This window comes from Pinisolibacter sp., assembly GCF_036782435.1.
GTDB lineage: Bacteria > Pseudomonadota > Alphaproteobacteria > Rhizobiales > Ancalomicrobiaceae > CALBKH01.
In genome coordinates this window covers 1-24,786 of the sequence record NZ_DAIPZB010000022.1, presented here as the reverse complement: position 1 = coordinate 24,786, position 24,786 = coordinate 1, and the positions used below count along the sequence as shown (strand labels likewise).

At 67.5% G+C, this 24,786-nt stretch carries 20 protein-coding genes and 2 tRNA genes; 5 read left to right on the top strand and 17 right to left on the bottom strand.

The window, feature by feature from the left end; translation table 11 throughout:
* The first annotated feature begins 15 nt into the window (after nt 1-15).
* The gene (locus V7Q42_RS11195) at nt 16-900 is read left to right on the top strand and encodes an alpha/beta hydrolase (protein WP_333824141.1); all 885 of its coding nucleotides are present in this window, start codon (nt 16-18) and stop codon (nt 898-900) included.
* Nucleotides 901-921: 21 nt separating this feature from the next.
* Here V7Q42_RS11195 and V7Q42_RS11190 read toward each other — a convergent pair whose 3' ends face one another.
* From V7Q42_RS11190 to V7Q42_RS11135, 12 genes are all read right to left on the bottom strand, one after another.
* The gene (locus V7Q42_RS11190) at nt 922-1,500 is read right to left on the bottom strand and encodes a cytochrome b/b6 domain-containing protein (protein ID WP_333824140.1); all 579 of its coding nucleotides are present in this window, start codon (nt 1,498-1,500) and stop codon (nt 922-924) included.
* A gap of 107 nt (nt 1,501-1,607) precedes the next feature.
* Nucleotides 1,608-1,877 carry a PepSY domain-containing protein gene (locus V7Q42_RS11185; RefSeq protein ID WP_333824139.1) on the bottom strand — a complete coding sequence of 90 codons (270 nt, stop codon included), beginning with the start codon at nt 1,875-1,877 and terminating at the stop codon, nt 1,608-1,610.
* 248 nt (nt 1,878-2,125) lie between these two features.
* Nucleotides 2,126-2,200: transfer RNA gene (locus V7Q42_RS11180), tRNA-Val, on the bottom strand.
* A 289-nt stretch (nt 2,201-2,489) separates the two neighbouring features.
* Complete coding sequence (locus tag V7Q42_RS11175) at nt 2,490-2,813, bottom strand: HU family DNA-binding protein (protein WP_333824138.1); 324 nt, start codon at nt 2,811-2,813, stop codon at nt 2,490-2,492.
* A 430-nt stretch (nt 2,814-3,243) separates the two neighbouring features.
* Nucleotides 3,244-5,667 carry an endopeptidase La gene (gene lon, locus V7Q42_RS11170; protein WP_333824137.1) on the bottom strand — a complete coding sequence of 808 codons (2,424 nt, stop codon included), beginning with the start codon at nt 5,665-5,667 and terminating at the stop codon, nt 3,244-3,246.
* 386 nt (nt 5,668-6,053) lie between these two features.
* On the bottom strand, nt 6,054-6,803 hold the full coding sequence (locus tag V7Q42_RS11165; RefSeq protein WP_333824136.1) for a TylF/MycF/NovP-related O-methyltransferase: 750 nt from the start codon (nt 6,801-6,803) through the stop codon (nt 6,054-6,056).
* Between the two features lie 105 nt (nt 6,804-6,908).
* Nucleotides 6,909-8,171 carry an ATP-dependent Clp protease ATP-binding subunit ClpX gene (gene clpX / locus V7Q42_RS11160; protein WP_333824135.1) on the bottom strand — a complete coding sequence of 421 codons (1,263 nt, stop codon included), beginning with the start codon at nt 8,169-8,171 and terminating at the stop codon, nt 6,909-6,911.
* Nucleotides 8,172-8,540: 369 nt separating this feature from the next.
* Entirely contained in the window at nt 8,541-9,173 is a 633-nt protein-coding gene (gene clpP / locus V7Q42_RS11155; RefSeq protein ID WP_333824134.1) for an ATP-dependent Clp endopeptidase proteolytic subunit ClpP, read from the bottom strand.
* Between the two features lie 345 nt (nt 9,174-9,518).
* A complete protein-coding gene (gene tig, locus V7Q42_RS11150; protein WP_333824133.1) occupies nt 9,519-10,865 on the bottom strand; it encodes a trigger factor in 1,347 nt (448 codons plus the stop codon).
* A gap of 336 nt (nt 10,866-11,201) precedes the next feature.
* A complete protein-coding gene (locus V7Q42_RS11145; protein WP_333824132.1) occupies nt 11,202-11,969 on the bottom strand; it encodes an SGNH/GDSL hydrolase family protein in 768 nt (255 codons plus the stop codon).
* A gap of 109 nt (nt 11,970-12,078) precedes the next feature.
* Nucleotides 12,079-12,873: an SGNH/GDSL hydrolase family protein gene (locus V7Q42_RS11140; protein WP_333824131.1), complete on the bottom strand. Its 795-nt coding sequence runs from the start codon at nt 12,871-12,873 to the stop codon at nt 12,079-12,081.
* A complete protein-coding gene (locus V7Q42_RS11135) occupies nt 12,870-13,949 on the bottom strand; it encodes an OpgC family protein (RefSeq protein WP_333824130.1) in 1,080 nt (359 codons plus the stop codon). The genes V7Q42_RS11140 and V7Q42_RS11135 overlap by 4 nt, the downstream gene beginning before the upstream one ends.
* A 344-nt stretch (nt 13,950-14,293) precedes the next feature.
* On the opposite strand from V7Q42_RS11135, the gene V7Q42_RS11130 reads away from it, so the two are divergent.
* Entirely contained in the window at nt 14,294-14,890 is a 597-nt protein-coding gene (locus V7Q42_RS11130) for a DUF2585 domain-containing protein (protein ID WP_333824129.1), read from the top strand.
* A 52-nt stretch (nt 14,891-14,942) separates the two neighbouring features.
* Here the strand turns inward: V7Q42_RS11130 and V7Q42_RS11125 are convergent, their stop codons facing one another.
* From V7Q42_RS11125 to V7Q42_RS11115, 3 genes are all read right to left on the bottom strand, one after another.
* The gene (locus V7Q42_RS11125) at nt 14,943-16,409 is read right to left on the bottom strand and encodes a sensor domain-containing diguanylate cyclase (RefSeq protein WP_333824128.1); all 1,467 of its coding nucleotides are present in this window, start codon (nt 16,407-16,409) and stop codon (nt 14,943-14,945) included.
* 165 nt (nt 16,410-16,574) lie between these two features.
* Nucleotides 16,575-18,440, bottom strand: a complete 1,866-nt coding sequence (locus V7Q42_RS11120; protein WP_333824127.1) for a hypothetical protein — start codon at nt 18,438-18,440, stop codon at nt 16,575-16,577.
* A gap of 376 nt (nt 18,441-18,816) precedes the next feature.
* Nucleotides 18,817-18,901, bottom strand: a tRNA-Leu gene (locus V7Q42_RS11115).
* Nucleotides 18,902-19,109: 208 nt separating this feature from the next.
* On the opposite strand from V7Q42_RS11115, the gene V7Q42_RS11110 reads away from it, so the two are divergent.
* On the top strand, nt 19,110-19,934 hold the full coding sequence (locus tag V7Q42_RS11110) for a DMT family transporter (protein WP_333824126.1): 825 nt from the start codon (nt 19,110-19,112) through the stop codon (nt 19,932-19,934).
* An 82-nt stretch (nt 19,935-20,016) separates the two neighbouring features.
* Here V7Q42_RS11110 and V7Q42_RS11105 read toward each other — a convergent pair whose 3' ends face one another.
* Nucleotides 20,017-20,634 (bottom strand): hypothetical protein, encoded by a 618-nt coding sequence (locus V7Q42_RS11105; RefSeq protein ID WP_333824125.1) that lies wholly within the window; start codon nt 20,632-20,634, stop codon nt 20,017-20,019.
* A 267-nt stretch (nt 20,635-20,901) separates the two neighbouring features.
* Nucleotides 20,902-22,476, bottom strand: a complete 1,575-nt coding sequence (locus tag V7Q42_RS11100) for an NAD(P)H-hydrate dehydratase (protein ID WP_333824193.1) — start codon at nt 22,474-22,476, stop codon at nt 20,902-20,904.
* A gap of 357 nt (nt 22,477-22,833) precedes the next feature.
* Here V7Q42_RS11100 and V7Q42_RS11095 point away from each other — a divergent pair, with 357 nt between their 5' ends.
* Both V7Q42_RS11095 and glnA read left to right on the top strand, forming a co-directional pair.
* Complete coding sequence (locus V7Q42_RS11095; RefSeq protein ID WP_217926929.1) at nt 22,834-23,172, top strand: P-II family nitrogen regulator; 339 nt, start codon at nt 22,834-22,836, stop codon at nt 23,170-23,172.
* Nucleotides 23,173-23,278: 106 nt separating this feature from the next.
* Nucleotides 23,279-24,688 carry a type I glutamate--ammonia ligase gene (glnA, locus tag V7Q42_RS11090; protein ID WP_333824124.1) on the top strand — a complete coding sequence of 470 codons (1,410 nt, stop codon included), beginning with the start codon at nt 23,279-23,281 and terminating at the stop codon, nt 24,686-24,688.
* Nucleotides 24,689-24,786: the final 98 nt, after the last annotated feature.

Sequence of the window (24,786 nt, the reverse complement as noted above, 5' to 3'; positions counted from 1 at the left end):
AGGAGACCGAAGCCGATGACCGAGCCGACCGCCGCCCCGACCATCGATCCGGTGAACGAGGCTGCCTATGTCGTCGACCAGCGCCGCCCGCACTGGCCCTCCACCATCGACGGCTTCATCGCCGCGAGCGCCGAGGTGGCGACGAGACCCGGCTTCACCGGCGATCTTCGCTACGGGGCGCATCCGCGTCAGGCGTTCGACTGGTATGCGACATCGGGCGAAGCGCGCGGTGTCGTCGCCTATTTCCACCCCGGCTACTGGCAGATGCGCGACCGCACCCTCATGCGCTGCCTGATGCCCGTCTTCGCCCACCTCGGCTTCGACGTCGCGACCGTCGGCTATCCCCTCTGTCCGGACGCGAGCCTCGCCGACCTGACGGACTCGGCGCGAGCGGCCGTCCCGGCGCTCCTGGCGCACGCCCGGACCGTGCGCGGCCGCGATCTGCCGATCGTCGCCGCGGGACATTCGGCCGGCGGCCATCTGGCGGTGGAATTGGCGGTGACCGACTGGGGGGCGCGCGGCCTCTCGCCGTCGCCGATCGCCGGCGTCGTCGCCCTCTCCGGCGTCTACGACCTCGAACCGCTGGTCGCGACCTCGCTCAACATCGCCCTCCGCCTCGATGCGGCGAGCGCCCGGGCGGCCTCACCGCTGCATCGCGTACCGACCGGCGGTCCGCCCGCCCTCTTCGCCGTCGGCGGCGCCGAGACGGCGGCCTTCCTCGCCCAGAACCGCGACATGGCGGCGGCGTGGCGCGCCGCAGGCAACCCGACCCGCGACCTCGAGAGCCCGGACGACGACCACTTCTCGCTGATCCTGCGGCTGATGGATCCGGCGAGCCCGATCCACCGCGCCGTCGCCGATCTCCTCGACGAAGCCGTGCCGCGACCCGCCGCCGGCTGAGCCCACCCGACCCGTCGCGCCTCAGAGGCGCTTGCGACCGGTGAACATGGCGCGCACCAGGTTCTCGCCGTGCTCGAGGCTCGCGACGATCACCCCGGCGACGTGCAGGCCGACGAAGACGACCAGCGTCCAGGCGATGGTCACGTGGACCTCTTCGATCAGTTCGTCGCCGAAGAAGGCGTCGAGGGTGAGCATCCAGCCGGTGGCGGTGAGCGCGGCGAGCAGCAGCAGCAGCGCCACGACCATGGCGCCACCGGCGGGATTGTGTCCGATGAAGCGCCGCGCGCGGAGGAACGCCGTGGCATAGAGATAACGGAAGACGGCGCGCGGGCCGCGAACGAAATCGCGGAAGCGGGCGTGACGCGGGCCGACGAAGCCCCAGACGATGCGGGCTGCGACGAGCGCGGCGATCGCCCAGCCGATGCGGATGTGGATACGTGTCAGGTCGTCGCCGGTGAAGAAGGCGGCGGTCACCCCGGTCACCAGCGACCAGTGGAAGACGCGGACGACGGGGTCCCAGACGCCGATCTCACGGCTCCGCGGCGTTTCGTTCGGCGTGGCGCGGCTCGGTTCGGCGGGATCGAAATCGCAAGTGGTCATCGTCGTTAGGCTCCCGGCACGGAGAGGAAGGGCGCGGTTGCTCGGATCGCCCGGAGCCGCGCCGCCCGACGGAGCGCGGACGACGGGCCCCCGGCGATCCCCGACCGTCACATCGCCTTGGTGCGGACGAGGTCGAGGGTGACCGGATGAAAGAACAGCTCGAGCTTCGATCCGTCGACCTTCTTGGCGTAGACCTCCCAGCAGCCGTCCTCTTCCTTGACCTTCGAGGTCGTGTAGCCGAGCGATTTCGCCTTCTCGAGCGCGGCTTCCTGCGGCTTCCAGCCCGACTTCGGCGTGGTGGTGCATTTCTCGGCGGCGACGGCCCCGAGGCTCGAGACGGCGACGATGGCGGCGGCGAGAGCGAAGGTGAGACGCATCGAAGAGAACCTTTCGCGGTTGCGCCCGCTTCGGGAACGAGCGGGCCGGACGAGGCCTCTTCGCACGCCCCACCTCTCGTGAGCCTGACGGAGCATGTCGGGAAAATGTCAGGAAGGCACGACCGGCGCGTGAATCGCGGCGCCGCACCGTGCGCCGATCTCGCGGCCGACGGCGAGAAATCACCGGCGATGACCGAGGTCGGGCGGACGAGCACCGCGCTCCGCTCGCCGTTCTCGGATCGGACGAATGGTGGGCGGTGAGGGGATCGAACCCCCGACCAACGGCGTGTAAAACCGTCGCTCTACCGCTGAGCTAACCGCCCCCGTGGCACCTGCGAGAGGACCATGACGCGGCTCTCGGGTCTCGACCACGCGCCGCGCGGGGCGAGCGATAGCAGATCGAGGCGGCGCGGGAAAGGGCGCGAGACCGTGCGCGGAGCGCTCCGGCGGTCCTGACGGCGAAACAGCGACGCGATGCGCCGGCGGAGCACGATCGATGGCGCGGACGCGAAATAGAAAACGATCCGGCGTGGGCCGCCGGATCGTTCGTGCTTTCACAGGGTGCGTCGTCCGAGGCGTTCGAGGAACCGGTATGGGACCGGTCCCGACGCGTCAGCCGTTGACGGCATCCTTGAGCGCCTTGCCGGCGCGGAACTTGGCGGCCTTCTGGGCGGGGATCGCGATGGTCTCGCCGGTGCGCGGGTTGCGGCCCTCGGAGGCGGCGCGGGTGGAGACGACGAAGTTGCCGAAGCCGGCGATCTTCACGTCGTCGCCCTTGGCGAGGGCGGCCGTGATCGCGTCGAAGGTGGCCTCGACGGCCTCACCGGCCGCAACCTTGGTCTGACCGGTCTTGGCAGCCACTTCGGCGATCAGGTCGTTCTTGTTCATCTTGTGCTTCCTTCGGTTCTGGGCATGGCGGCAGCTCGGCGAGGCCACCGGGGTACTGCCGGACGTGACATCGAGGGCGAGTTTCGGACGGCTCTTCCCCTCGCCACGCCGGAATGGGCGTTCCGCGCGTTCCCGGTGACGAAGCACCCGAAGACCGCGACCGGACAGCGCCAGAAGCCCCGAAAACCGGCGCTCCGCAAGGCTTTTTTCGCAGCCTCGAGGCGATTTTCGACCGAAAAGCGAAAAATCTCTCTCCGTCTGTTCACAAAGCGGCGATCCGAGACGCCGAAGGCCCCGCGGGATCGTCTCCCGCGGGGCCTTCGTCAACTTTTCCAATGTGTCGAATCGGGCTCATACCGAGTTCACGAAATCCGGACTCGTCCGAATTTCGTGAGTTACGGCCTGACCGGCCGACGCCCGTTCGGGCTAGCCTTCGCGGATGAAGTTCCGAACAGGTCGGAACTTCATCCGCCCGGTATCAGTGGGCCGTGACGCCCGCCGCTTCGTCGTCGGAGGCCGAGGCCGGCTTCGAAGCCGGCTCCTCCCATTCGATGCGTTCCGGCATGCGGGTGAGCGCGTGGCCGAGCACTTCGTCCATCCGGCTGACCGGCACGATCTCGAGACCGCTCTTCACGTTCTCGGGGATCTCGGCGAGATCCTTGGCGTTCTCCGCCGGGATCAGCACCTTCTTGATGCCGCCGCGCAACGCCGCGAGCAGTTTCTCCTTGAGACCACCGATCGGCAGGACGCGGCCACGCAACGTCACCTCGCCGGTCATCGCCACGTCGTGACGCACCGGGATGCCGGTCAGCACCGAGACGATGGTGGTCGCCATCGCCGTACCGGCGGACGGGCCGTCCTTCGGGGTGGCGCCCTCGGGCACGTGGACGTGCACGTCGCGCTTCTCGAAGAGCGGCGGTTCGATGCCGAAATCGAGGGCGCGCGAGCGGACGTAGGACGCCGCCGCCGAGATCGATTCCTTCATCACGTCGCGCAGGTTGCCGGTGACCGTCATGCGGCCCTTGCCCGGCATGGTGACCGCTTCGATGGTGAGGAGCTCACCGCCGACCTCGGTCCAGGCGAGACCGGTGACGCAGCCGACCTGATCCTCGGCCTCCGCCTCCGAATGACGGAAGCGCGGCACGCCGAGGTAGGATTCGAGCTTGGCGGCGTCGACGTCGACCTTGTCGGTCTTCTTCAGCACCAGGTCCTTGGTCGCCTTGCGGGCGAGGGTGGCGAGTTCGCGCTCGAGATTGCGCACGCCGGCTTCCCGCGTGTAGGTGCGGATCACCTCGCGCAGCGCCTCGTCGGAGACGGCGTATTCGCCTTCCTTCAGACCATGATCCTTCATGGTCTTGGGGAGCAGGTGACGGTGGGCGATCTCGACCTTCTCGTCCTCGGTGTAGCCGGCGATGCGGATGATCTCCATGCGGTCCATCAGCGGCGCCGGGATGTTCAGCGTGTTCGCCGTGGTCACGAACATCACGTCCGACAGGTCGTATTCGACCTCCAGATAGTGGTCCATGAAGGTGGAGTTCTGCTCCGGATCGAGCACCTCGAGCAGCGCCGAGGACGGATCGCCACGGAAGTCCATGCCCATCTTGTCGATCTCGTCGAGCAGGAAGAGCGGGTTGGACTTCTTCGCCTTGCGCATCGACTGGACGACCTTGCCGGGCATCGAGCCGATGTAGGTGCGGCGGTGACCGCGGATCTCGGCCTCGTCACGAACGCCGCCGAGCGACACGCGCACGAACTCGCGACCCGTCGCCTTGGCGATGGACTTGCCGAGCGAGGTCTTGCCGACGCCCGGAGGACCGACGAGGCAGAGGATCGGGCCCTTCAGCTTGTTGGCGCGGGCCTGCACCGCGAGATACTCGACGATGCGTTCCTTGACCTTGTCGAGGCCGTAGTGGTCGTGATCGAGCACCTCCTGGGCGTTGACCAGATCCTGCTTCAGCTTCGACTTCTTCGACCACGGGATGCCGAGCAGCCAGTCGAGGTAGTTGCGCACGACGGTCGCTTCCGCCGACATCGGCGACATCTGGCGCAGCTTCTTCAGCTCGCCGGTCGCCTTTTCGCGGGCTTCCTTCGACAGCTTGGTCTTGGCGATGCGCTCCTCGAGTTCGGCCAGCTCGTCGCGGCCCTCCTCGTTGTCGCCCAGTTCCTTCTGGATCGCCTTGATCTGCTCGTTGAGGTAGTACTCGCGCTGGGTCTTCTCCATCTGGCGCTTGACGCGCGAGCGGATGCGCTTCTCGACCTGGAGGACCGAGATCTCGCTCTCCATGAATCCGAGTACCTTCTCGAGCCGCGCGCCGACCGAGGTGATGGCGAGCAGCTCCTGCTTCTCGGGGATCTTCACCGCGAGATGCGAGGCGACGGTGTCGGCCAGCTTGGAGTGGTCGGTGATCTGGGTCACCGTGCCGAGGACCTCCGGCGACACCTTCTTGTTCAGCTTGACGTAGTTCTCGAACTCGGAGACGACCGAGCGGGCGAGCGCCTCCATCTCGACCTGCGGCCCGACCTCTTCGGCGACGACGCGGGCGCGCGCCTCGAAGATGTCGGAGTTCTCGACGAATTCGACGACCTCGGCGCGCGACGCGCCCTCGACCAGCACCTTGACGGTACCGTCGGGCAGCTTCAGGAGCTGGAGAACGCTCGCCAGCGTGCCGATGCGATAGATCTGATCGGTCGACGGGTCGTCGTCGGCGGCGTTCTTCTGGGTCGCCAGCAGGATCTGCTTGTCGGCCTTCATCACCTGCTCGAGGGCGCGGATCGACTTCTCGCGGCCGACGAACAGGGGCACGATCATGTGGGGGAAGACGACGATGTCACGCAGCGGCAGGACGGCGAAGATGTCGTCGCGCGGCGTATCGGTCACTTCCGGCAGGTTCTCGACGGTCATTCAATAGTCCTCTCTCGCCTCGTCGCCGTGGATCCCGTGCGAGACATTTGCCCCGGGGCGGCGTCGGATCGCGACCGTCCCCGGACCCGGCGCCGAAAGGGATGGTGATCCCTCCTCAGCGCCGCGACCGGCCGAGCCTCCCGTCGATCACCCCCTCGAGGGCATGACGACGAGATCTCACATGACCGTCTCGTTCTCCCATTAGGTGGCTACCGGCCCCCCCCGAGTCAAGGTGACGCCCATCACACTCGAGTGCCGCCTCCGAGAGCGCGGAAATCCGCCGATCTGCGGAAAACACCGAGCGTCGGAGCGATCCCGGACGGCTTCGAACGCTCCGCGGAGCCGTCCTCGTGCCGCGAAGACGTCGACCGAGTCGCCCCCTGCTTTCACCGCGGAGCGATGATGCGCACGGCCACCGCCGGGTCGTAACCTGCGGCCCGCGGACCGGCCATGCCGTTCATGAAGGCCCGCGTCCGCGGCGACGGCGCGAGGTATTCGGAGACCGGCAGAACCCCACCTCCCGTCGCCACCCACTCGAAATCGGCGCCGCTGTCGCGCAGGAACTCCCAGAAAGCGGCGATCTCGTTGTCCAGACATTCGGGATAGTGGAGAAGCTCGTCGAAGACGACGACGCATCCGGGCCGGATCATCGGCGCGCAATGCCGAAAGACGGTGCGCGTCGAGGAATAGAGGTCGCAATCGATGTGGAGCAACGCCAGATGCTCACCGGCATGCGCCGCGACGAAGTCGGGGAGCGTGTCCTCGAAGAACCCCTTCGATAGGACGACGTTGGCCGGAACCTCGGGTAGGCGTCCGCCGGTCGAGAAGTCCTGGCGCCAATCCTTGCGGCCGTCTTCAGGAAAGCCCTCGAAGGAATCGAAACCGTAGATCTGCCGGTCCGGGAAACGGCGCGCCATCATCCGGATGGTGGTGCCCTGATAGACTCCGAATTCGGCGATCAGTCCGTTCGGATCGATGGGCACCCGCCCGAGGCAGTAACGCAGGGTGTCGTGTTTGCTGCGCCACGACCGACGCCACCAGGGAACCCTGTGACGCGCGAGCAGCGGCAACCGCTCCTCCAGGAAGGCCAGATAGGCCGGGTCCTTCACGGTGGCACGCGGGCTCTCTGGGGTCATGGGAAGCTCCGACGTCGCGGACTCGGCCGCGCCCCGAAAACGATACGGCCGCCCGAACCGAACGAACGGTGGGCGGCCGCGAAAATCGATCGGCGAAGGCCCGGATCAGGCCGAAGTGGCCGCCTCCGCCTCGTCCTCGTAGGTGTAGAGCGGACGGGCGTTGCCGGTCACGACCTCGGGCGAGATCACGATCTCCTTGACGCCCTTGAGGCCGGGCAGCTCGAACATGGTCTCGAGCAGGATACCCTCGAGGATCGAACGCAGGCCGCGCGCGCCGGTCTTGCGCTCGATCGCCTTGCGGGCGATCGCCTTCAGCGCGTCCTCGTGGAAGACGAGCTCGACGCCCTCCATCTCGAAGAGCCGCTGATACTGGCGGGCGAGCGCGTTCTTCGGCGCGGTCAGGATCTCGACCAGCGCGGCCTCGTCGAGGTCCTCCAGCGTCGCGATGATCGGCAGACGGCCGATGAACTCGGGGATCAGGCCGAACTTGACCAGATCCTCGGGCTCGACCTCGCGGAAGATCGCACCGGTGCGGCGGTCTTCCGGGGCCTGGACCTTGGCCTTGAAGCCGATCGAGGTGCCGCGACCGCGATCCGAGATGATGCGGTCGAGGCCGGCGAAGGCGCCGCCGACGATGAACAGGATGTTCGTCGTGTCGACCTGCAGGAACTCCTGCTGCGGATGCTTGCGGCCGCCCTGCGGCGGGACCGAAGCGACCGTGCCTTCCATGATCTTGAGGAGCGCCTGCTGGACGCCCTCGCCCGACACGTCGCGGGTGATCGACGGGTTGTCGGACTTGCGGCTGATCTTGTCGACCTCGTCGATGTAGACGATGCCGCGCTGCGCCCGCTCGACGTTGTAGTCGGCCGACTGCAGCAGCTTGAGGATGATGTTCTCGACATCCTCGCCGACGTAACCGGCCTCGGTCAGCGTCGTCGCGTCGGACATGGTGAACGGCACGTCGAGGATACGGGCGAGCGTCTGGGCCAGCAGCGTCTTACCCGTGCCGGTCGGACCGATCAGCAGGACGTTCGACTTCGCCAGCTCGACGTCGTTGTTCTTCGAGGCGTGGTTCAGCCGCTTGTAGTGATTGTGGACGGCGACCGACAGCACCTTCTTGGCGTGATCCTGGCCGATGACGTAGTCGTCGAGCACCTTGCGGATCTCGCGGGGCGTCGGGATGCCGTCGCGCGACTTCACCAGCGAAGACTTGTTCTCCTCGCGGATGATGTCCATGCACAGCTCGACGCATTCATCGCAGATGAACACCGTCGGTCCGGCGATGAGTTTCCTGACTTCGTGTTGCGACTTGCCGCAGAACGAGCAGTAGAGAGTGTTCTTGGTGTCGCTTCCGGTGACTTTGCTCATCGTCGACCTCGTATTCGCGGCCCTCTCGCGGAGCGCGTCCGGCGTCGCCGACGCCTTCCCTGCCCCACGCGGTCCCGCCACCTTGCCCGTGGCCGGAGCCGTGCGAATCCGCCTCCCCTTCGACCGATCGATGCTAGGGGGCAATGATCAAAGCCGTCTTAACGGTCGATCGCGTCCCTCGTGCGGCGGCGCCGCTCACATCTCATCCGTCGTCGGTCGGGCATCCTCCCACGAGGAGTGACCGCGCCATTCCATCCGCCGAAGCGGGCCGTCGTCTCCGCGACGCCCCGTCATCGACCCGTCACACCGCGCGAGCGATGCGCACTTTTCGTCACGAAGCTCCGAACATGGGTCCGGACGCCCGCGAAATCAACCCGCCGCCGCCTCGAGCGCCGAGCGCGAGGTGATGACGTCGTCGACCAGACCGAAGGATTTGGCGCCTTCGGCGGTCATGAAGTTGTCGCGTTCCAGCGCCTCGTGGATCGCCTCCAGCGTCTGCCCGGTGTGGGTGACGTAGATCTCGTTGAGGCGCTGCTTCAGCGACAGGATCTCCTGGGCGCGGATGGCGATGTCGGTCGCCTGACCGCGGAAACCGGCCGAGGGCTGGTGCACCATGACGCGCGAGTTGGGCAGGCAGAAGCGCGAGCCCTTCTCGCCGGCGCACAAGAGCAGCGAGCCCATCGAGGCCGCCTGACCGATGCACAGCGTCGACACCGCCGGCTTGATGAACTGCATCGTGTCGTAGATCGCCAGACCCGCCGTGACGGAACCGCCCGGCGAGTTGATGTACATGGCGATTTCCTTGTTCGGGTTCTCGGCTTCGAGGAACAGCAGCTGGGCGCAGACCAGCGTGGCCATGTAGTCCTCGACCGGCCCGGTGATGAAGATGATGCGTTCCTTGAGGAGCCGCGAATAGATGTCGTAGGCACGCTCGCCGCGGTTGGTGGTCTCCACCACCATCGGCACCAGCATGCTCATGTAGGTCTCGACCGGATCCTGCATCGGCTCACCTGAACGTTCTTCGAACCAACCCGTCTCGGCGACGAGCGTCGCGAGCGGCGTCTTCGATCCGCCTCGACCGCGCCGGGAGACGGAGCGATCGCGGGCGAACCCGTGTTTTTCGATACATATAGCTTGGGGGTCGGAGAAGGAAGGGGCGCGGGCGACGTCGCCCCGACGACCGACCGATATCGTCAACGCGCTTCCGGCGCCACGAATTCGCCTTTGCGACCAACGCCTTGGCGATCCATGATGGTGAGCCTCGCCCCCTGACGACGACGGCCCGCCGGAGAGGCGGGCCGCACATCGGATCACGTCTGCGAGAAGGACGTTCGAATCGGCGTTCGATCACGCCTCCTCGTCTTCCTTCAGCAGCTCTTCCTTGGTCACTTCCTTGTCGGAGACCTTGGCCTCGGAGACGATCAGGTCGACGACCTTCTCCTCGAAGATCGGGGCGCGCAGCGAGGCGAGCGCCATGGCGTTCGAACGGAAGTAGTCGAACACCTGCTTCTCCTGACCCGGGAACTGGCGAGCCCGCTCGATCATGGCACGCGACACTTCCTCGTCGGTGACCTTGATCTCACGCTTCTCGCCGACCTCGGAGAGAACCAGACCGAGGCGGACGCGACGCTCGGCGATCTTGCGATAGTCGGCCTTGGCCTCGTCCTCGGTGGTGCCCTCGTCGGCGAAGCTCTTGCCGGTCTGAGCGAGTTCCTGCTGAGCCTGGGCCCAGATGTTCTCGAACTCGCCTTCGACGAGCTTGGAGGGCAGCTCGAAGGTGTACTGCTCGTCGAGCTTGTCGAGGAGCGCGCGCTTCACCTTGGCGCGGGTGGCGCCGGCGTACTGCGACGCGATCTGCTCCTTCACGATCTCCTGGAGCTTCTCGAGGCTCTCGAGACCGAGGCCCTTGGCCCACTCGTCGTCGACCACGAGGTCGCCCGGCGAGGCGACGCTCTTCACCTTGCAGGCGAATTCGGCGTCCTTGCCGGCGAGGTGAGCCGCGCCGTAGTCGGCCGGGAAGGCGACCTTGACGGTGACGTCGTCGCCGGTCTTGTGGCCGATCAGCTGATCCTCGAAGCCGGGGATGAACTGGCCCGAGCCGAGGACGAGGTCGACGTCGTCGGCCGAACCACCCTCGAAGGCGACGCCGTCGATGGTGCCGACGAAGTCGATCTTGACCTTGTCGCCCTTCTTCGCCTTGGCGGTCTTGGCGCGGTCGGTGAACGGACGGTTGCCCTCGGCGAGCTGGTCGATGCGCTCCTTGACCTCGTCGTCGGAGACGGTCACCACCGGGCGCTCGATCTCGATCGCGGTCCAGTCCAGGATCTCGAAGGTCGGCAGCAGTTCGTAGGAGGCGTTGAAGACGAGGTCGGCCTCACCGGCCACCACCTTCTCCGCGTCGCAGCCCTCGGCCAGCGCCACGTCGGGGTTCAGCGCCGGGCGCTCCTTGCGGCCCTCGACCACGTCGCGGATCGCCTCGCCGATGACGGAGTCGACGATCTTGGCCATCTCCTGGGCGCCGACGAGACGCTTGAGGTGAGCGGTCGGCACCTTGCCGGGGCGGAAGCCGTTGATGCGGACGGTATCCTTGAGCTCCACCAGACGCTTGTCGAGACGATCGACGAGGTCGGCCATCGGCACGGTGATGGAGAGTTCGCGCTTGAGGCCCTCGGAAAGGGTTTCGGTCACCTGCATGGGATCGACGTCCTGGATGAAATCGTTGTGTCGCGGAAACGGGCGGACGACGCGCGCATGCGCACGGCCACGAGTCCGAACCCGCCGTGGTGGGGCTTCATAAGCGTGGGGAGACGGAAGGACAAGGGAAAAAAGCGGTCCGGCGCGCTTGTGCGACGGTATCGACGGTCTCGAGCCGAAGGTTCGGGCCGTCGGGCGGCGTCTTCGACGACGGCGACGTCCCAGACGCGTGACGGCCCCGGTTCTTCGGCTCGCACGACGGTTTTCGCCCATCCCGACTGCGCCACCCGACACGGGACGGTGTCGCAGCGTCGGCATTCCGTCGCCGCGAGGGGATCACTTCGCGGCGACCGAGCCGGCGGACGCCTTGTCGAGCAGGTCGGCGAGGAGATTGGCGATGCAGTCGTAGGCCCAATCGTTCATGTGCAGGCCGTCGGCGGTGATGAAGGTGTCCATCGGATAGCGCTGGCCCTCGGCCCAGTTGCGCATGATGGAGAAGCGATCGAAGACGTCGACGTCGAGCTCGCGCCCGATCACCTCGACCAGATCGTTCATCGCCAGGTGATCCGGCCGGGCGAGGACCCGCGGCGAATACTGCGGGTTCATCAGCAGCACGTCGGCCCCTTGGGCGCGCAGCCGCCGGATCCCGGAGCGGACGTCGAGGAACACCGGCCACATGTCGTGGCCGTTGAGCAGCGTGTTGGTCCCGGCCTGCCAGATGACCAGATCGGGCTTCTCGTCGAGCACGTCGATCTCGAACCGCAGCATCATCTCGCGCGTCTCGTTGCCGTTGACGCCGCGGTTCACCACGGTGATCGCATTCTTCGGATGGCGGCGGCGCAGTTCGCTCTGGAGGCGCGCCGGATACGTCGTTTCGGGCGTCGACGCACCGAACCCGAGGGTCGACGACGATCCGAAGGCGAGGATCTTGAGCGGACCACCGTCGGCCAGACGCGCCGCGACATGCGGCAACGGCCGTTGCAGGCGCAGGAGAGAGGCGGGCGCCGAACAGGTCGGCCCCTTGGCGAGCATTTCGGCGCGCGCGCTCGCCGTCGCCATCAGGAACGTGGTGACCGCGACGAGAAGTGCGCTCGCGATCGACATCGTCTTCCCCGACTTCCCACTTCCGAACAACCGATCCTTCCGCATCGTTCCCTCCGGATCCGCCGATCTTTCGCCGACGTTCGATCTCGCCCTTCCCGCTCCTCGCGCCTCACCGCTTGTCCGGCGACCGCGCCGGCGGCGTGATCTTGGCGCGACCGAAGATGCCGGTCGCCAGAGAGCGTGCGAGGTATTCCGCCATGCAATTGTAGCTCGTCGCCGTGAGTTCCGTGTCGGTCTCGGGCAGTCGCGCGCTCTGCTGGATCTTGGCCAGCGTCTCCATCACCTCGTAGCGGCTGATCCGCAGCACGTTCTCGGTCTTCGCCACCTCCACGACCTTGCCACGCACCGCCTGATAGTGCGGATCGCGGGCGAGGGCGCGCGAATAATGCAATCCGATCAGCACCGTGTCCACATCGTGCTCGCGCAGCCAGCCGATCGTGTCACGCAGGGTCTGGCCGAATTCTTGCGGGTCGACACCGGCGAGCGCGTCGGCGGTCCCGACCTGCCAGAAGACGACGTCGGGCCCGCTGCGCGCCGTCTCGAGTTTGATGCGCTCGGCGGCGTCGCGCGCCAACTCGCCGGAGACGCCGCGCTGGACGATGACGACGTCGAGCCCCTTGAACGTCTGCTCGAGGAAGGTCTCGACCAGCGCGAAGTAGTCGCCGCCCTTGCGACCGACGCCGAGCGCCGATCCGCCGATCGCCAACGCCACCACTTTCTTCCGTTCGCTCAGGGCCTTGGCGATGGCGGGCAGCGGCGCGACAGAAGCGACCTCGGCATCGGGGGCGACGCATTCGGGCGGGATCGGCGCCATCGCCGGCGCGCTCTCCTCGGCCGCACGCGGGGTCGACGCCCCGGCGATCAGCGCGACGAGAACCACCAGGATCGGAACCAATGTTCTCATCGCGCACGCTCCCACCAGTCCGCGGCTCGGGCCGCCATGAACAGAACCGCGATGCCGGCCAGGACGAAGACCGTATCGAAGACGAGACCACCGCGCGCCGCGAAGCGGCCGATCTGTCCGGCGAGGCTCAGGATCGAGCCGATGCAGAAGACCAGCAGCGAATTGCGTCCGAGGAGGGAAAGCGCACCCGCGAGCGGACCGGCCCAGCGGGCGATGTGGGGATAGAGGCCGGACAGCGCCGTCACCAGCATCAGGAACTGGACGAGCCGCAACGGGCTCAGGAAGCTCTTGGCGTCGACGAACAGCAGATGCGGCTCGGGGACCCGCGTCGGATCGACCGCGATCCCCTTCACCCGCAACACCGCCGCGACGACGACCAACGGGATCGCGACCCAGCGCAGCGTGGCGAGATGGCGGCGGACCCGGCCGCCGGGACCAGTCCCCCGCGCCAGCAGGAAGCCGAGGACGAAATCGAACTGCCAGCACAAGGGGTTGAAGAACCACTCGCCTTCCGAGGGCCAGGTGCGGAAGGTGGTCTCGGTGACCAGCGCGCCGAGCCACAGGGCGAAGGAGAGCGGCAACAGCGCGTTCGGCCATCGCCGATGGATCAGCGCGATGCCGGGCGAGGCCGTCAACAACACCACGTAGAGCGGCAGGATGTCGAAATAGCCGAGCTGATGGGTGAGCAGCACCAGCCCGACGTGGGTGTCGACGGGATCGTAGAACACCGAGGCCGCGTTGAACCATTCGAGGATCAGCGGGTTGTCGAGCCATCGCGCCGAGACCGCCAACATGGCGATCGCCATCATGACGATGACCATGTGGGCGGCGTAGAGCTTGCCGGCGCGCAACAACAGGCGACCGATCAGGCGCGGCGTCGGGCGCGGATCGTCGGGCGGCCCGACGACATGGGTGAGCGACCACCCGGCGAGGAACACGAAGAGTTCGGCCGAATCCGACTGGGACAGCGCTTTGTGAGTGAAGTGCTCGTAGAAATTGCCGGGGATGTGATTGACGAAGATCTCGATCAGGGCGAAGCCCCGCCAGAAATCGACGGCGTTGGCGGCGCGGCTCATGCGAAGCCACCTCGAACGGCAGGTCCGGACGCGGCGTCGCGAGCCCGGCGATCCATGCCGCGCCGTCCGCGCCACACCGAGGTGATCGACACCATGTTCCCGAGATCCTCGCCCCGGCGGGGACGCCGCACCCACTTCCCTCGCCCGACCGGGCCGGGCATCCCGCGCGCGCCGTACGGGCGGCGCCACGATAGGCACGCCGCCGCGTCGCCGACAAGCGGAATGTCGGGGACCGTCGCGGCCGCCGCCGCCACCGCACTTGCCACGCCGGCCCGCCTGCTCCACCGTCGCCGCACGGCCGTCTCCGGCGGTCGCGAAACCCCTCGATCCGGGACGAACCGCGCGTGACGTCGACCGCCACCCTCCGCCCTCTCCTCGCCGTCGCCGCGGTCCTCGCCGCCGCGCTGACGCTGCAGGGGCTGGTGCTCCATGCCATGGGCCAACCGACGCTGTGCGCCTGCGGCGTGGTCCGACTCTGGGTGGGCGACGTGCTCGGCCCGGAGAACTCTCAACAGCTCACCGACTGGTATTCCTTCAGCCACGTCATCCACGGGATGATCTTCTACGCGGCGACCCGCTTCGCCCTGCCGCGGGCGTCGATCGTGTCGAGGCTGGCGATCGCGCTCGGCCTCGAGGTCGGTTGGGAACTCGTCGAGAATTCGCCGATGGTGATCGACCGCTACCGGATGCAGGCGCTCGCCCAGGGCTATTCCGGCGACAGCGTGATCAATTCGCTGTCCGACACGGTGATGGCGGCGATCGGCTTCGCCCTCGCCCGCGTCCTGCCGGCGCGCGGCACCGTCGCTCTCGCCCTCGCCTTCGAGATCTTCACCGCGGTGACGATCCGCGACAACCTCACCCTCAACGTGATCCAGCTGATCCATCCGGTCGACGCGATCGCCGGCTGGCAGAAGGGCCTCGCCGGCCCCTCGTCCCCTTGATCGGGTCCGCGCCGGCGTCGCGCCGGAAGGCCCGTCCGGCCTGCGGCGCGGATCAACCGCCGCGACCGGCGTAGTAGAGCCGCTTGTCCTCGTACATGTCGGCGTCGGCGCGCTTGGCGACCTCTTCGAGCCGTTCGCCCGACCGCGCCGTGGCCACGCCGAGGGCGAAGCTGATCGGCACGCCGCCGTAGAACTGGTTGTTGAGTTCGCTGAGCTTGCGGATGTTGTCGATCATCGCCTGCCCGCCGCGCTCGTCGGTCGCCGGCAGGATCACGGCGAATTCGTCGCCGCCGATCCGGGCGGCTTTCGCCGGCGCCGTCGCCGCCGAGGCGAGGATCTCGCCGGCGCGGCGCAACACATGATCGCCTGCGGCGTGGCCGAAGCCGTCGTTGACCTCCTTCAGGCCGTTGAGATCGGCCAGCACGATGGTCACCGGCGCCGGGCCGCCGCGTTGCAGGCGATCGATCTCGTCGACGTAGAAGGAGCGGTTGTGCAGCTTGGTGAGCACGTCGTGCTTGCCGAGGAATTCCAGGTAGGCCTCCGCCTTCTTGCGCGCCGTGATGTCGGTCAACGCCACCTGGACCTGGGCCCAGTCGTCCTCGTGGCCGGGCAGCACCGAGAACTGCATGAGAAAATGCAGCTCGTCGCCCTCGAGCGAATAGTTGATCACCTCACGCCGCTGCATCAGCTTGCCGTTCCACAGGTCGACGAGCTGTTCGCGGAACGGCTGGCGCATGCGGTCGCGGAAGATCTCGTGCTTGCGCTTGAGAAGCACGGCGCGATCGGCGGCGCAGAAGATCCGCAACGTCTCGTGGTTGACGTCGAGGACCCGGATCTCGCTCATGCAGCGCTCGACGAATTCGGGATGGACGTCGGTGAAGGTGCGGAAATCCTCGATGCCGCAGTGTCTCACCTCGTCGACCAGCCGCTTGACCGAGGAGAAGTCCTCCACCCACAGCGACACCGGCGAATGATCGAAGAGGCCGCGGGCATGGGCGTCGCTGGCGGTCAGCGCCCGGCGCGCCGCCTCCCGCTCGCTGACGTCGTCGACCGCGACGAGAACGCGAGCCCAGTCGGTCTCGGAGCCGGGCAGCACGTTGCCGCTCACGAGAACGTCGAGCCGGCGTCCGCAGAGCGTGTAGTTGACGCCCTGACCGCGGAAACCGCCCCTGCCCTCCCACAGCTGCATCAGTTCCTCGACGTGCCCGGCGAGCATTTCTCCGCGGAAGACGCGATCGAGCCCGGCATAGAGGCGGATCCGGTCCGGCGCCTCGTAGAGATCGAGGGTCCGGCGATTGACCTCGACCACCCGGATCAGCGCCGTGCAGGCGCGGACGCGGTCGAGATCGGCGAGGAGATGGGCGCGCAGGTCCTCGACGCCTTCGGCGCGCCACATCTCCAGCTGCGCCTTCACGCCCGAATAGTCCTCGAGCCACAGCGACACCGGCGCGAGATCGAAGAGAACGGACACCTCCGACGAGACGCCCGGGTCGGCGATTTCTACCTGTGATGTGTGCATGAGAAATCCGCCCGCCAACGAATCGAGGCACGAAACGCCCCTTCGAGCGAACCCTGTTTCGGTTAAGACTTCGTTCACGCACCACCGAGCACGGTCGATCGGGGCCCGCGTCACCCTGCCGCGACGCTCGCCCGAGCCGGGCCGAGGACGACCCGGCCGAGCCCCTCATCGACCGAGGTTCAACACGCCCTCGAGCTTGGGAACGACCGCGTCGGCCATCGCGGCGTGTCCCTCCGCGGTCGGATGGATGGCGCCGCCGTAGACGCCGGTCAACACGCCCCACAGCCCGGCGTGCAGATCGGACGGCTGTTGCGCCTTCGACCTGCGGAAGGGATAGGTCATCGCCGCGAAATAGGCGTCGTTGGGCGTGCGGATCCAGCGGGTTCGCTCGGCGTAGGTGCGGAAAGCGTCCGGGTCTCGGTCGCAACGCAGCGGCTTCGACTGGTTCGTGTCGTCGAAACTGTCGCCCGATGCGCGGAAGCAGTCGCGATCGAACGCCGGATCGCTGGCCGCCGTGGCGCAGAACCCGTGCGTGGCGAAGGCGGCGCGATGTTCGGCGACGAAGGTCATGCGATCCTTTTCGGCATCGTCGCAATTCACCGGAACCGGAGATCCGCTCACCTTCCGGCAGGTCGCCAGAGTCTCGAGCGCCGGAATGAATTCGCCGTCCACGAACTTCGCCGTCTCGGCGAGCTTCGTGCCGTCGACGGAGAAGGCCGGATGGACGTCGACGCCCTGTCGTCCCGATCCGCAGGCGACGGGTCGTCCGGACGCGTCGATGCCCTTCAGAGCCGGGTTGGCGTAGGCGGTGTAGACGACCTTGGAGAGGTCTGGGCCGACGACCAAGTGCAGGAAGGCGCGGAGTTCGACGAAATCGGACCTCAGCTTGTCGACGATCGCCTTGCGCGCCGTGGCCGGCTCGACGATCGTCGAGCCCATTACCCCGCGCTCCTTGGCGGCGGGGTCCAACAACACGTCCGCGACCAGACCCGAGAAGCCGACGTCGTTCGCACCGATCGTGAGAAGGACCGCATCGACCTCTCGCACACGATTGCGCCGAGACCCGATGTTCAGGAGTTGCGAGATGACGTTGCGCTGGGAATCGACGGTGCCGCCGTCGCTCCAGCCGCGGCGACGCTTCTTCTCGCGGGCATCCTGGATGTCGAGCACCCCGGCCCGAATCTCCGCACCCGAACAGCCGAGCGGAACATAGGTCACCGAAGCGTGGCGGTTGCGGATCGCCACGGCGAGCGCGCTGCGCATCTGGTAGCCGAACATCGAGCGATGGCAGCGCCGCCACAACCAATCGGCGCCGGTCGCATCCCAGGCTTCGCGTTCGGCGATCGGATCTCCGGTCGGCTCGTCGTCCGGAGGGCAGGCTCGCGCGATGCCGGTCTCCGAGACCCCGGCCCGGCTCGGCCGATTGAAATCGTCCGCGCCACCGGTGAGGAACCGCCGGAAGCAGAACCCTTTCTGGGAGAGTTGGACCGGCCTGTCGGGATTGCCCTCGCCCGAGGCGATGGAATCGCCCATGCCGACGATCATGAGGTCGCGGACCGCGACCTCGCTCCCGACGACGCGATCCTCGGCACCCGCCCGCGAGATCTTCACGGAGACGCCGGTCGGAGCGATCACCCGGCTGCCGTCGGCGCGGTCGATCTTGCGCGGGATGCGCCGGCTGAACCGCGCGTCACAGGGCCCGGTGAAGGGCTCCACCTCACGCGACCCGAAGGTCCACTCGCATCGCGCCCCGGCCAGCTCGTCCGCCGAACCATTCAGTTGGAATGCGACGAGATGGCTGATCGGATTGACGTAGGTCGTCTCGTAGGGCTTCTCGCCGTCGAAATGGAGGACGCATTTCTCGACGAGGCCGCCGTAGCCGTTGCTCCGGCCCTGATCGAAACAGACGCGACCATTCGCCGTCGACGTCAGCGAGCGCGCCCAGTTCGCCCCTTCGACGCCCTTCGACAGCCGATGCTCGGCTTCGAGAACACCGACGAACGCGTCGCGGCCGCCCTCCCCGGCCTGCATGTGGCCCGCCTCGAGCCGCCGGAAATCCTCTTCGTGGCGAAGAAAGGGAAACCGATTTCGAACCGACCATTCGATGTCGGCGGCGAATGCGACCCCGACGGTCGCGCCCTGCAGCGCGGCCAGCAGAAGAAAGATCCCGACAGACGACGGACGTCCAGATCGCACACTCATGACGAGCCCCCCGGCGATATGACCCCGGTGAGTGTCGAACGAGTGCGCCATGAATACAAGCATTCCGTGTCGGAGCACGCGATCACGTCATCGTGTCGACGAACACGGCGCACGTCGTCGATCCCGCCGCATCGAACGGCGAGCCGGGCCGGCCCCGGGGCCGAGGGCCGACCGTGGCCACGAGTACGCGGCGAAGGGCAAGGAGTGGTGCGGGTGAAGGGACTCGAACCCCCAAGGCTTGCGCCGACGGAACCTAAATCCGTTGTGTCTACCAGTTCCACCACACCCGCACGGCCTCGGAGGTAGCGCGAAGCATGTGGGCATTGCAAGTGACCGCGTGACCGGACCGAAGCTCGCGCCGTCCGCTTTCTCCTGCGGCGCACGGTTGACAGAGCGCGACACCGGTGATGTCGCTCGTCGGACGAGGGACGAAGAGGGGGCGGCCTCGGCCGGACGGGCATGACGACATTCCGGATCGCCGCTCTCACGAGCGCCGCGATGATCGCCTTCGCCGGCAATTCGCTGCTGTGCCGCCTCGCTCTGCGCGATACCACCATCGATGCCGCGAGCTTCACCGCGATCCGCATCGCCTCCGGCGCCCTGGTTCTGGCGGTGATCGTCGGCCTGCGCGGCGGATCGCCGACGAGGGCCGGAAGCTGGCTCTCCGCCCTCGCCCTCTTCGCCTACGCGATCTTCTTCTCCTTCGCCTATCTGACGCTGCCGGCCGGGACAGGCGCACTGGTTCTGTTCGCCGCGGTCCAGGCGACGATGATCGGCCGGGCCTTCGCCGCCGGCGAACGCTTCCGCCCGATCCAGTCGTTCGGGCTCCTCGTCGCGGTCGGCGGTCTCGTCGTGCTCGTACTGCCCGGCCTCGGCGCGCCCGACCCGCTCGCCGCCGCGATGATGGCGCTCGCCGGCATCGCCTGGGGCGTCTACTCGCTGCGCGGGCGCGGCGTCGCGGATCCGCTCGCCGCGACCGCCGGGAACTTCCTGCGCGCCGTTCCCTTCGCCCTTCTCGTCGCGTTGTTCGCTTCGGGAACGAGATCCCTCGATCCCGCCGGCGTGGTCTGGGCGCTGGCCTCCGGCGCGCTCGCATCGGGCCTCGGCTACGCCATCTGGTACGCGGCTCTCCCCTCGCTCACCGCCTCGATCGCCGCGACCGTGCAACTCTCGGTGCCACCGATCGCGGCGATCCTCGCGGTGTTCCTCCTCGGCGAGCCGGCGGCCCTCCGTCTCGCCGCGGCGTCGATCGCCGTTCTCGGCGGCATCGCGGTCGTGATCCTCGGCCGCCGGCGCATCGCCCCCGCCCCGCCCACCCGCTGAGACACGCGACGGCGCGCCCGGGCGAACTCGATCGGTCGCCCCGACCACGTCTCCCCGACCGAGGCTACCGCCCTGTTCGCGGTCACTTCGCGTTCATCTGTAGGAGAATGGAGCTCGACGCTCCCTTCTTCGGCGGCATGGCGCCGTTCTTCTTCGGCGTGTCGCCGCTCTTGCCGTCACTCGGCGTGACCGTCGCCGCCGCCACCGCACCGATCACCTTGGACTCGATCGTCTGCGGGAAACACAGCGCGAGATAACCGCGGACGCTCTGATAGGCGGCGGCTCGGTTGTCGATCGCGGCACGATTGGCGGCAGCCTCGTCTCGATAGACCTTGCGCAGCCGCTCCTCGGTGGTGAACAGCGTCGGCAGCGGCACCGAATAGAGATAGCTGTCGGCCATGATCGTGGTCATCGTCGAGCCGAAGCCGAACGCCTGCGCCACGATCTGGATCGACGCCGGCGCAGCGCCCGATGCGCCGAGGATCGCCCCGGTGAGTTTGTCGACCTGAACGATACTGTCCTTCGCGCGCGTCTTCTCGCGATCGAGGATGAAGAGTTGGCGCAGATAGGCGTCGCACTTCTCGTCGACGTAATTGTAGCCGGCGAGCGTCACGTCGTACCAACGCGGGTCGTGAATCGGAGCGATATCGTTATTCTTGTCCGCGTTCTTGTATCCGGCCCCCGCCGCGAAAGCCTGCATGACGTCCGATTGTCGCTTCGTCTCCGTCTCGACGTCGGTGGTATCCAACGTCTGGGCGGGTCCGTAACGAGTCTCCGACCCCGGGATCGCCCCGCAACCGACCAATCCGGACGACAACACCGCCGCGACCGCGGCGGCCGAAACTCCACTCCCCCGTGCCATGTGACCTACTCCTCCGGCTCAACTCGGGCCGAGGACACGATCCGGTATGGCACGGAGGAACGCAATACTCTCGCGTGTAATTACACGGCTGCACAATCCGCTATTTCAATCCGTTCCGCCGACGCCCATCTCGTCGTCTTCGCCGTCCTCGTCCGCCGTCTCCCAACCGCGCCGCCGTTCCGCCTCGTAGAGGTCGGCGAGGGTGGGAGCGAGGTGGCGGGCGAGATCTTCGGCGATCAGGCCCGCGCCGGCGCGGCGGCCGCATTCGCCGTGCAACCACACCGCCGCCGAGGCCGCGTCGAAACCGGGCAGGCCGCGGGCGAGGAGACCGCCGACGATCCCGGCGAGGACGTCGCCGGAGCCGGCGGTGGCGAGATCGGCCGGCGCATTGTCGGCGATGGCGACGCGGCCGTCGGGGGCGGCGATCACCGTGTCGGCCCCCTTCAGGACGACGACCGCGCCGGAGCGCGCCGCCGCCCGCGCCGCCCGCTCGGTCTTGGCGAGATCCGCACCGCCGGCGCGCGGATCGAGATCGGGGAAGAGCCGGGCGAATTCACCCTCGTGCGGGGTGAGCACCACCGGGGCGGCGCGTCCGGCGATCGCCGCGAAACTCGCGGTCGGATCGGCGGCGATCGTCGTCAGGGCGTCGGCGTCGAGGACGACCGCGGCCGGGCTCGCCGCCGCGGCGGCGACGAGAGCGGCGGTGCCCTCGCCCACCCCGAGCGCCGGGCCGAGGACGACGGCGTTCTTGCGCGCATCGGCCAGGATCTCGGCGAGACCTGCCGCCCCGTCCATGCGGGCGAGCATGACGGCGGTCAGATGCGCGGCGTTGACGACCAGCGCATCCGGCGGCGAGGCCAACGTGACGAGCCCGGCACCGGCCCTGAGCGCCGCATCCGCCGCCATCCGCGCTGCGCCGGTGCGGGTCATCGGACCGGACACCACGACCGCATGGCCGCGGCTGTATTTGTGATCGCCGAGCCCCGGGGCGTGGAGATGGTCGCGCCACCCCTCCGGCGCGTCGCGCGAGGTCTTCGGCGCGATCTCCTTCAGCACCCACGGCCGGATACCGATGTCGGCGGTGATCACCTTGCCGCAATGGAGCCGACCCGGCAGCAGGAGATGTCCCGGCTTCATGCGGAAGAAGGTGACCGAGAGTTCGGCGCGCACCGCCGCCCCCATCACCCGCCCGGTGGCGCCGTCGATGCCGGACGGCAGATCGACGGCGATCACCCGACGACGTGTCGCGTTCACCGCCTCGACGATCGCTCGCGCTTCGCCGTCGAGCGGCCGCGACAGGCCGGCGCCGTAGAGCGCGTCGACCACCACCCCGCATTTCGGCAATTCGCGCGCCACCCCGGCGGCGCTCGCCGCATCCACCGCCCCCGGCCATCGTTCCGCCGCGGCGCGCGCGTCGCCGGCGAGCCGGTCGCGGTCGCCGAAGAGCAGGAGCGACACGACGTAGCCGCGTTCGCGCAGGATCCGCGCCGCGACGAAGCCGTCGCCGCCGTTGTTGCCCGGACCGCACAGCACCACGACCCGCGTGCCGACGGCGAAGCGGTGGCCGACCGCGTCGGCGACGGCGCGCCCGGCCGCCTCCATCAAGCGGATGCCCGGGGTTCCCGCCTCGATGGTCAGACGATCGGCGCGGCCCATCTCCGCAGGGGTGAGGAGTTCGATCACGTCCGGCTCTCTCCACTCGGTTCGGCCAAGATATGCGTCATTCCGCGGCGCGGCTCCAGCCCGCCGCCGCCGCCCGGTCGCCGCCCCACGCGTTCGCACCCGTCACGACCAGGGGGAAGTGACCGAGCGGATGGCATTTTGTGCAGCGCAACTGCACAAAAAATTTTCAATTGCCCAAACATTGTCCTGCATCGTAAGTTCTCGACGCTGCGCTGCACGCGAGAAAAGCCCTACAATCTCCGCCCGATCGGGAAGCCGGCCGGAGCATCGGCGTGTGGCACGGGGTGTGCTAACGACAGGCGCGGGTCGGTTTTTCGACCGATCCCACACATTTCTTCGGAGTATCGGAACGCGATGAAGAAGATCGAGGCGATCATCAAGCCGTTCAAGCTCGACGAGGTGAAGGAAGCGCTCCAGGAGGTCGGCCTCCAGGGCATCACCGTCACCGAGGCGAAGGGCTTCGGCCGGCAGAAGGGTCACACGGAACTGTACCGCGGTGCGGAATACGTCGTGGACTTCCTTCCCAAGGTGAAGGTCGAGATCGTTCTGCCGGACGAGACGGTGGAGAAAGCCGTCGACGCGATCCGCAAGGCCGCCCAGACCGGGCGGATCGGCGACGGCAAGATCTTCGTTTCCAACGTCGAAGAAGCGGTGCGAATCCGTACCGGTGAAACGGGACTCGACGCGATCTGAGCGACGAGCTAGATCCTCCCCCCGTCTCATCTTCCTCCACCCGGCAAGCGGACGCGCACCGGCCGGCACTCGGACCCGAGCACACACCACGAAAGGGAAATTTCCCATGACGAAGACCGCGAAGGACGTTCTCGCTCTCATCAAGGAGCAGGACGTCAAGTACGTCGATTTCCGCTTCACCGATCCGCGCGGCAAGTGGCAGCACGTCACCTTCGACGTGTCGCTCGTGGACGAGGACATCTTCGCCGACGGCACGATGTTCGACGGTTCGTCGATCGCCGGCTGGAAGGCCATCAACGAGTCCGACATGGTCCTCATCCCGGACCCGGAGACCGCCTTCATCGACCCGTTCTTCGCGCAGACCACTCTGGTCATCGTCTGCGACATCCTCGAGCCCTCGGGTGAGCGTTACGGCCGCGATCCGCGCGGTATCGCCAAGAAGGCGGAGATGTACCTGAAGTCGACCGGCATCGGCGACGTCGCCTACTTCGGCCCCGAAGCCGAGTTCTTCATCTTCTCCGACGTCAAGTACTCGGCCACCCCGTACAAGACCGGCTTCCAGGTCGACGATCCGGAGCTGCCGACCAACACCGACACCGAGTACGAGGGCGGCAACCTCGGCCACCACGTCAAGACCAAGGGCGGCTACTTCCCCGTCCCGCCGCTCGACTCGTGCCAGGACATCCGCGGCGAGATGCTCGCCATGATGGCCAAGATGGGCGTCTCGGTCGAGAAGCACCATCACGAGGTCGCTTCGGCCCAGCACGAGCTCGGCATCAAGTTCGCCCCGCTCACCCGCGTCGCCGACCACCTGCAGATCTACAAGTACGCGATCCATCAGGTCGCCCAGGCCTACGGCAAGACCGCGACCTTCATGCCGAAGCCGGTCTTCGGTGACAACGGCTCGGGCATGCACGTCCACCAGTCGATCTGGAAGGACGGCAAGCCGACCTTCGCCGGCAACCAGTACGCCGATCTCTCCGAGACCTGCCTCTACTACATCGGCGGCATCCTGAAGCACGCCAAGGCGCTCAACGCCTTCACCAACCCGTCGACCAACTCCTACAAGCGTCTGGTCCCGGGCTACGAGGCGCCGGTGCTCCTCGCCTACTCGGCCCGCAACCGTTCGGCTTCGGTCCGTATTCCGTGGGGCAACTCGCCGAAGGCCAAGCGCATCGAGGTCCGCTTCCCGGATCCGACCGCCAACCCCTACCTCGCCTACTCGGCGATGCTGATGGCCGGCCTCGACGGCATCATCAACAAGATCCATCCGGGTTCGGCGATGGACAAGAACCTCTACGACCTGCCGCCGAAGGAGCTCAAGAAGATCCCGACCGTGTCGGGCTCGCTGCGCGAGGCTCTCGAGAGCCTGAAGAAGGACAACGCCTTCCTCACCGCCGGCGGCGTCTTCGATCCGGACTTCATCGACAGCTACATCGAGCTCAAGTGGGAAGAGCTGATGCGCTACGAGATGACCCCGCATCCGGTCGAGTACGAGATGTACTACTCCTGCTGATCGATCCACGGATCACGGCAATCGCTTCGGGGCGCCCTCTGGGCGCCCCGTTTCGTTTTCGGGCTCTCGTCGGGCGAGCCCGACGAGAGAAGCGCCCT

Coding starts and splice junctions, on each gene's coding strand:
- V7Q42_RS11195 (WP_333824141.1), top strand. CDS start 16: ATGACCGAGCCGACCGCCGCCCCGACCATCGATCCGGTGAACGAGGCT.
- V7Q42_RS11190 (WP_333824140.1), bottom strand. CDS start 1,500: ATGACCACTTGCGATTTCGATCCCGCCGAACCGAGCCGCGCCACGCCG.
- V7Q42_RS11185 (WP_333824139.1), bottom strand. CDS start 1,877: ATGCGTCTCACCTTCGCTCTCGCCGCCGCCATCGTCGCCGTCTCGAGC.
- lon (WP_333824137.1), bottom strand. CDS start 5,667: ATGACCGTCGAGAACCTGCCGGAAGTGACCGATACGCCGCGCGACGAC.
- V7Q42_RS11165 (WP_333824136.1), bottom strand. CDS start 6,803: ATGACCCCAGAGAGCCCGCGTGCCACCGTGAAGGACCCGGCCTATCTG.
- clpX (WP_333824135.1), bottom strand. CDS start 8,171: ATGAGCAAAGTCACCGGAAGCGACACCAAGAACACTCTCTACTGCTCG.
- clpP (WP_333824134.1), bottom strand. CDS start 9,173: ATGCAGGATCCGGTCGAGACCTACATGAGCATGCTGGTGCCGATGGTG.
- tig (WP_333824133.1), bottom strand. CDS start 10,865: ATGCAGGTGACCGAAACCCTTTCCGAGGGCCTCAAGCGCGAACTCTCC.
- V7Q42_RS11145 (WP_333824132.1), bottom strand. CDS start 11,969: ATGTCGATCGCGAGCGCACTTCTCGTCGCGGTCACCACGTTCCTGATG.
- V7Q42_RS11140 (WP_333824131.1), bottom strand. CDS start 12,873: ATGAGAACATTGGTTCCGATCCTGGTGGTTCTCGTCGCGCTGATCGCC.
- V7Q42_RS11135 (WP_333824130.1), bottom strand. CDS start 13,949: ATGAGCCGCGCCGCCAACGCCGTCGATTTCTGGCGGGGCTTCGCCCTG.
- V7Q42_RS11125 (WP_333824128.1), bottom strand. CDS start 16,409: ATGCACACATCACAGGTAGAAATCGCCGACCCGGGCGTCTCGTCGGAG.
- V7Q42_RS11120 (WP_333824127.1), bottom strand. CDS start 18,440: ATGCAGGCCGGGGAGGGCGGCCGCGACGCGTTCGTCGGTGTTCTCGAA.
- V7Q42_RS11110 (WP_333824126.1), top strand. CDS start 19,110: ATGATCGCCTTCGCCGGCAATTCGCTGCTGTGCCGCCTCGCTCTGCGC.
- V7Q42_RS11105 (WP_333824125.1), bottom strand. CDS start 20,634: ATGCAGGCTTTCGCGGCGGGGGCCGGATACAAGAACGCGGACAAGAAT.
- V7Q42_RS11095 (WP_217926929.1), top strand. CDS start 22,834: ATGAAGAAGATCGAGGCGATCATCAAGCCGTTCAAGCTCGACGAGGTG.
- glnA (WP_333824124.1), top strand. CDS start 23,279: ATGACGAAGACCGCGAAGGACGTTCTCGCTCTCATCAAGGAGCAGGAC.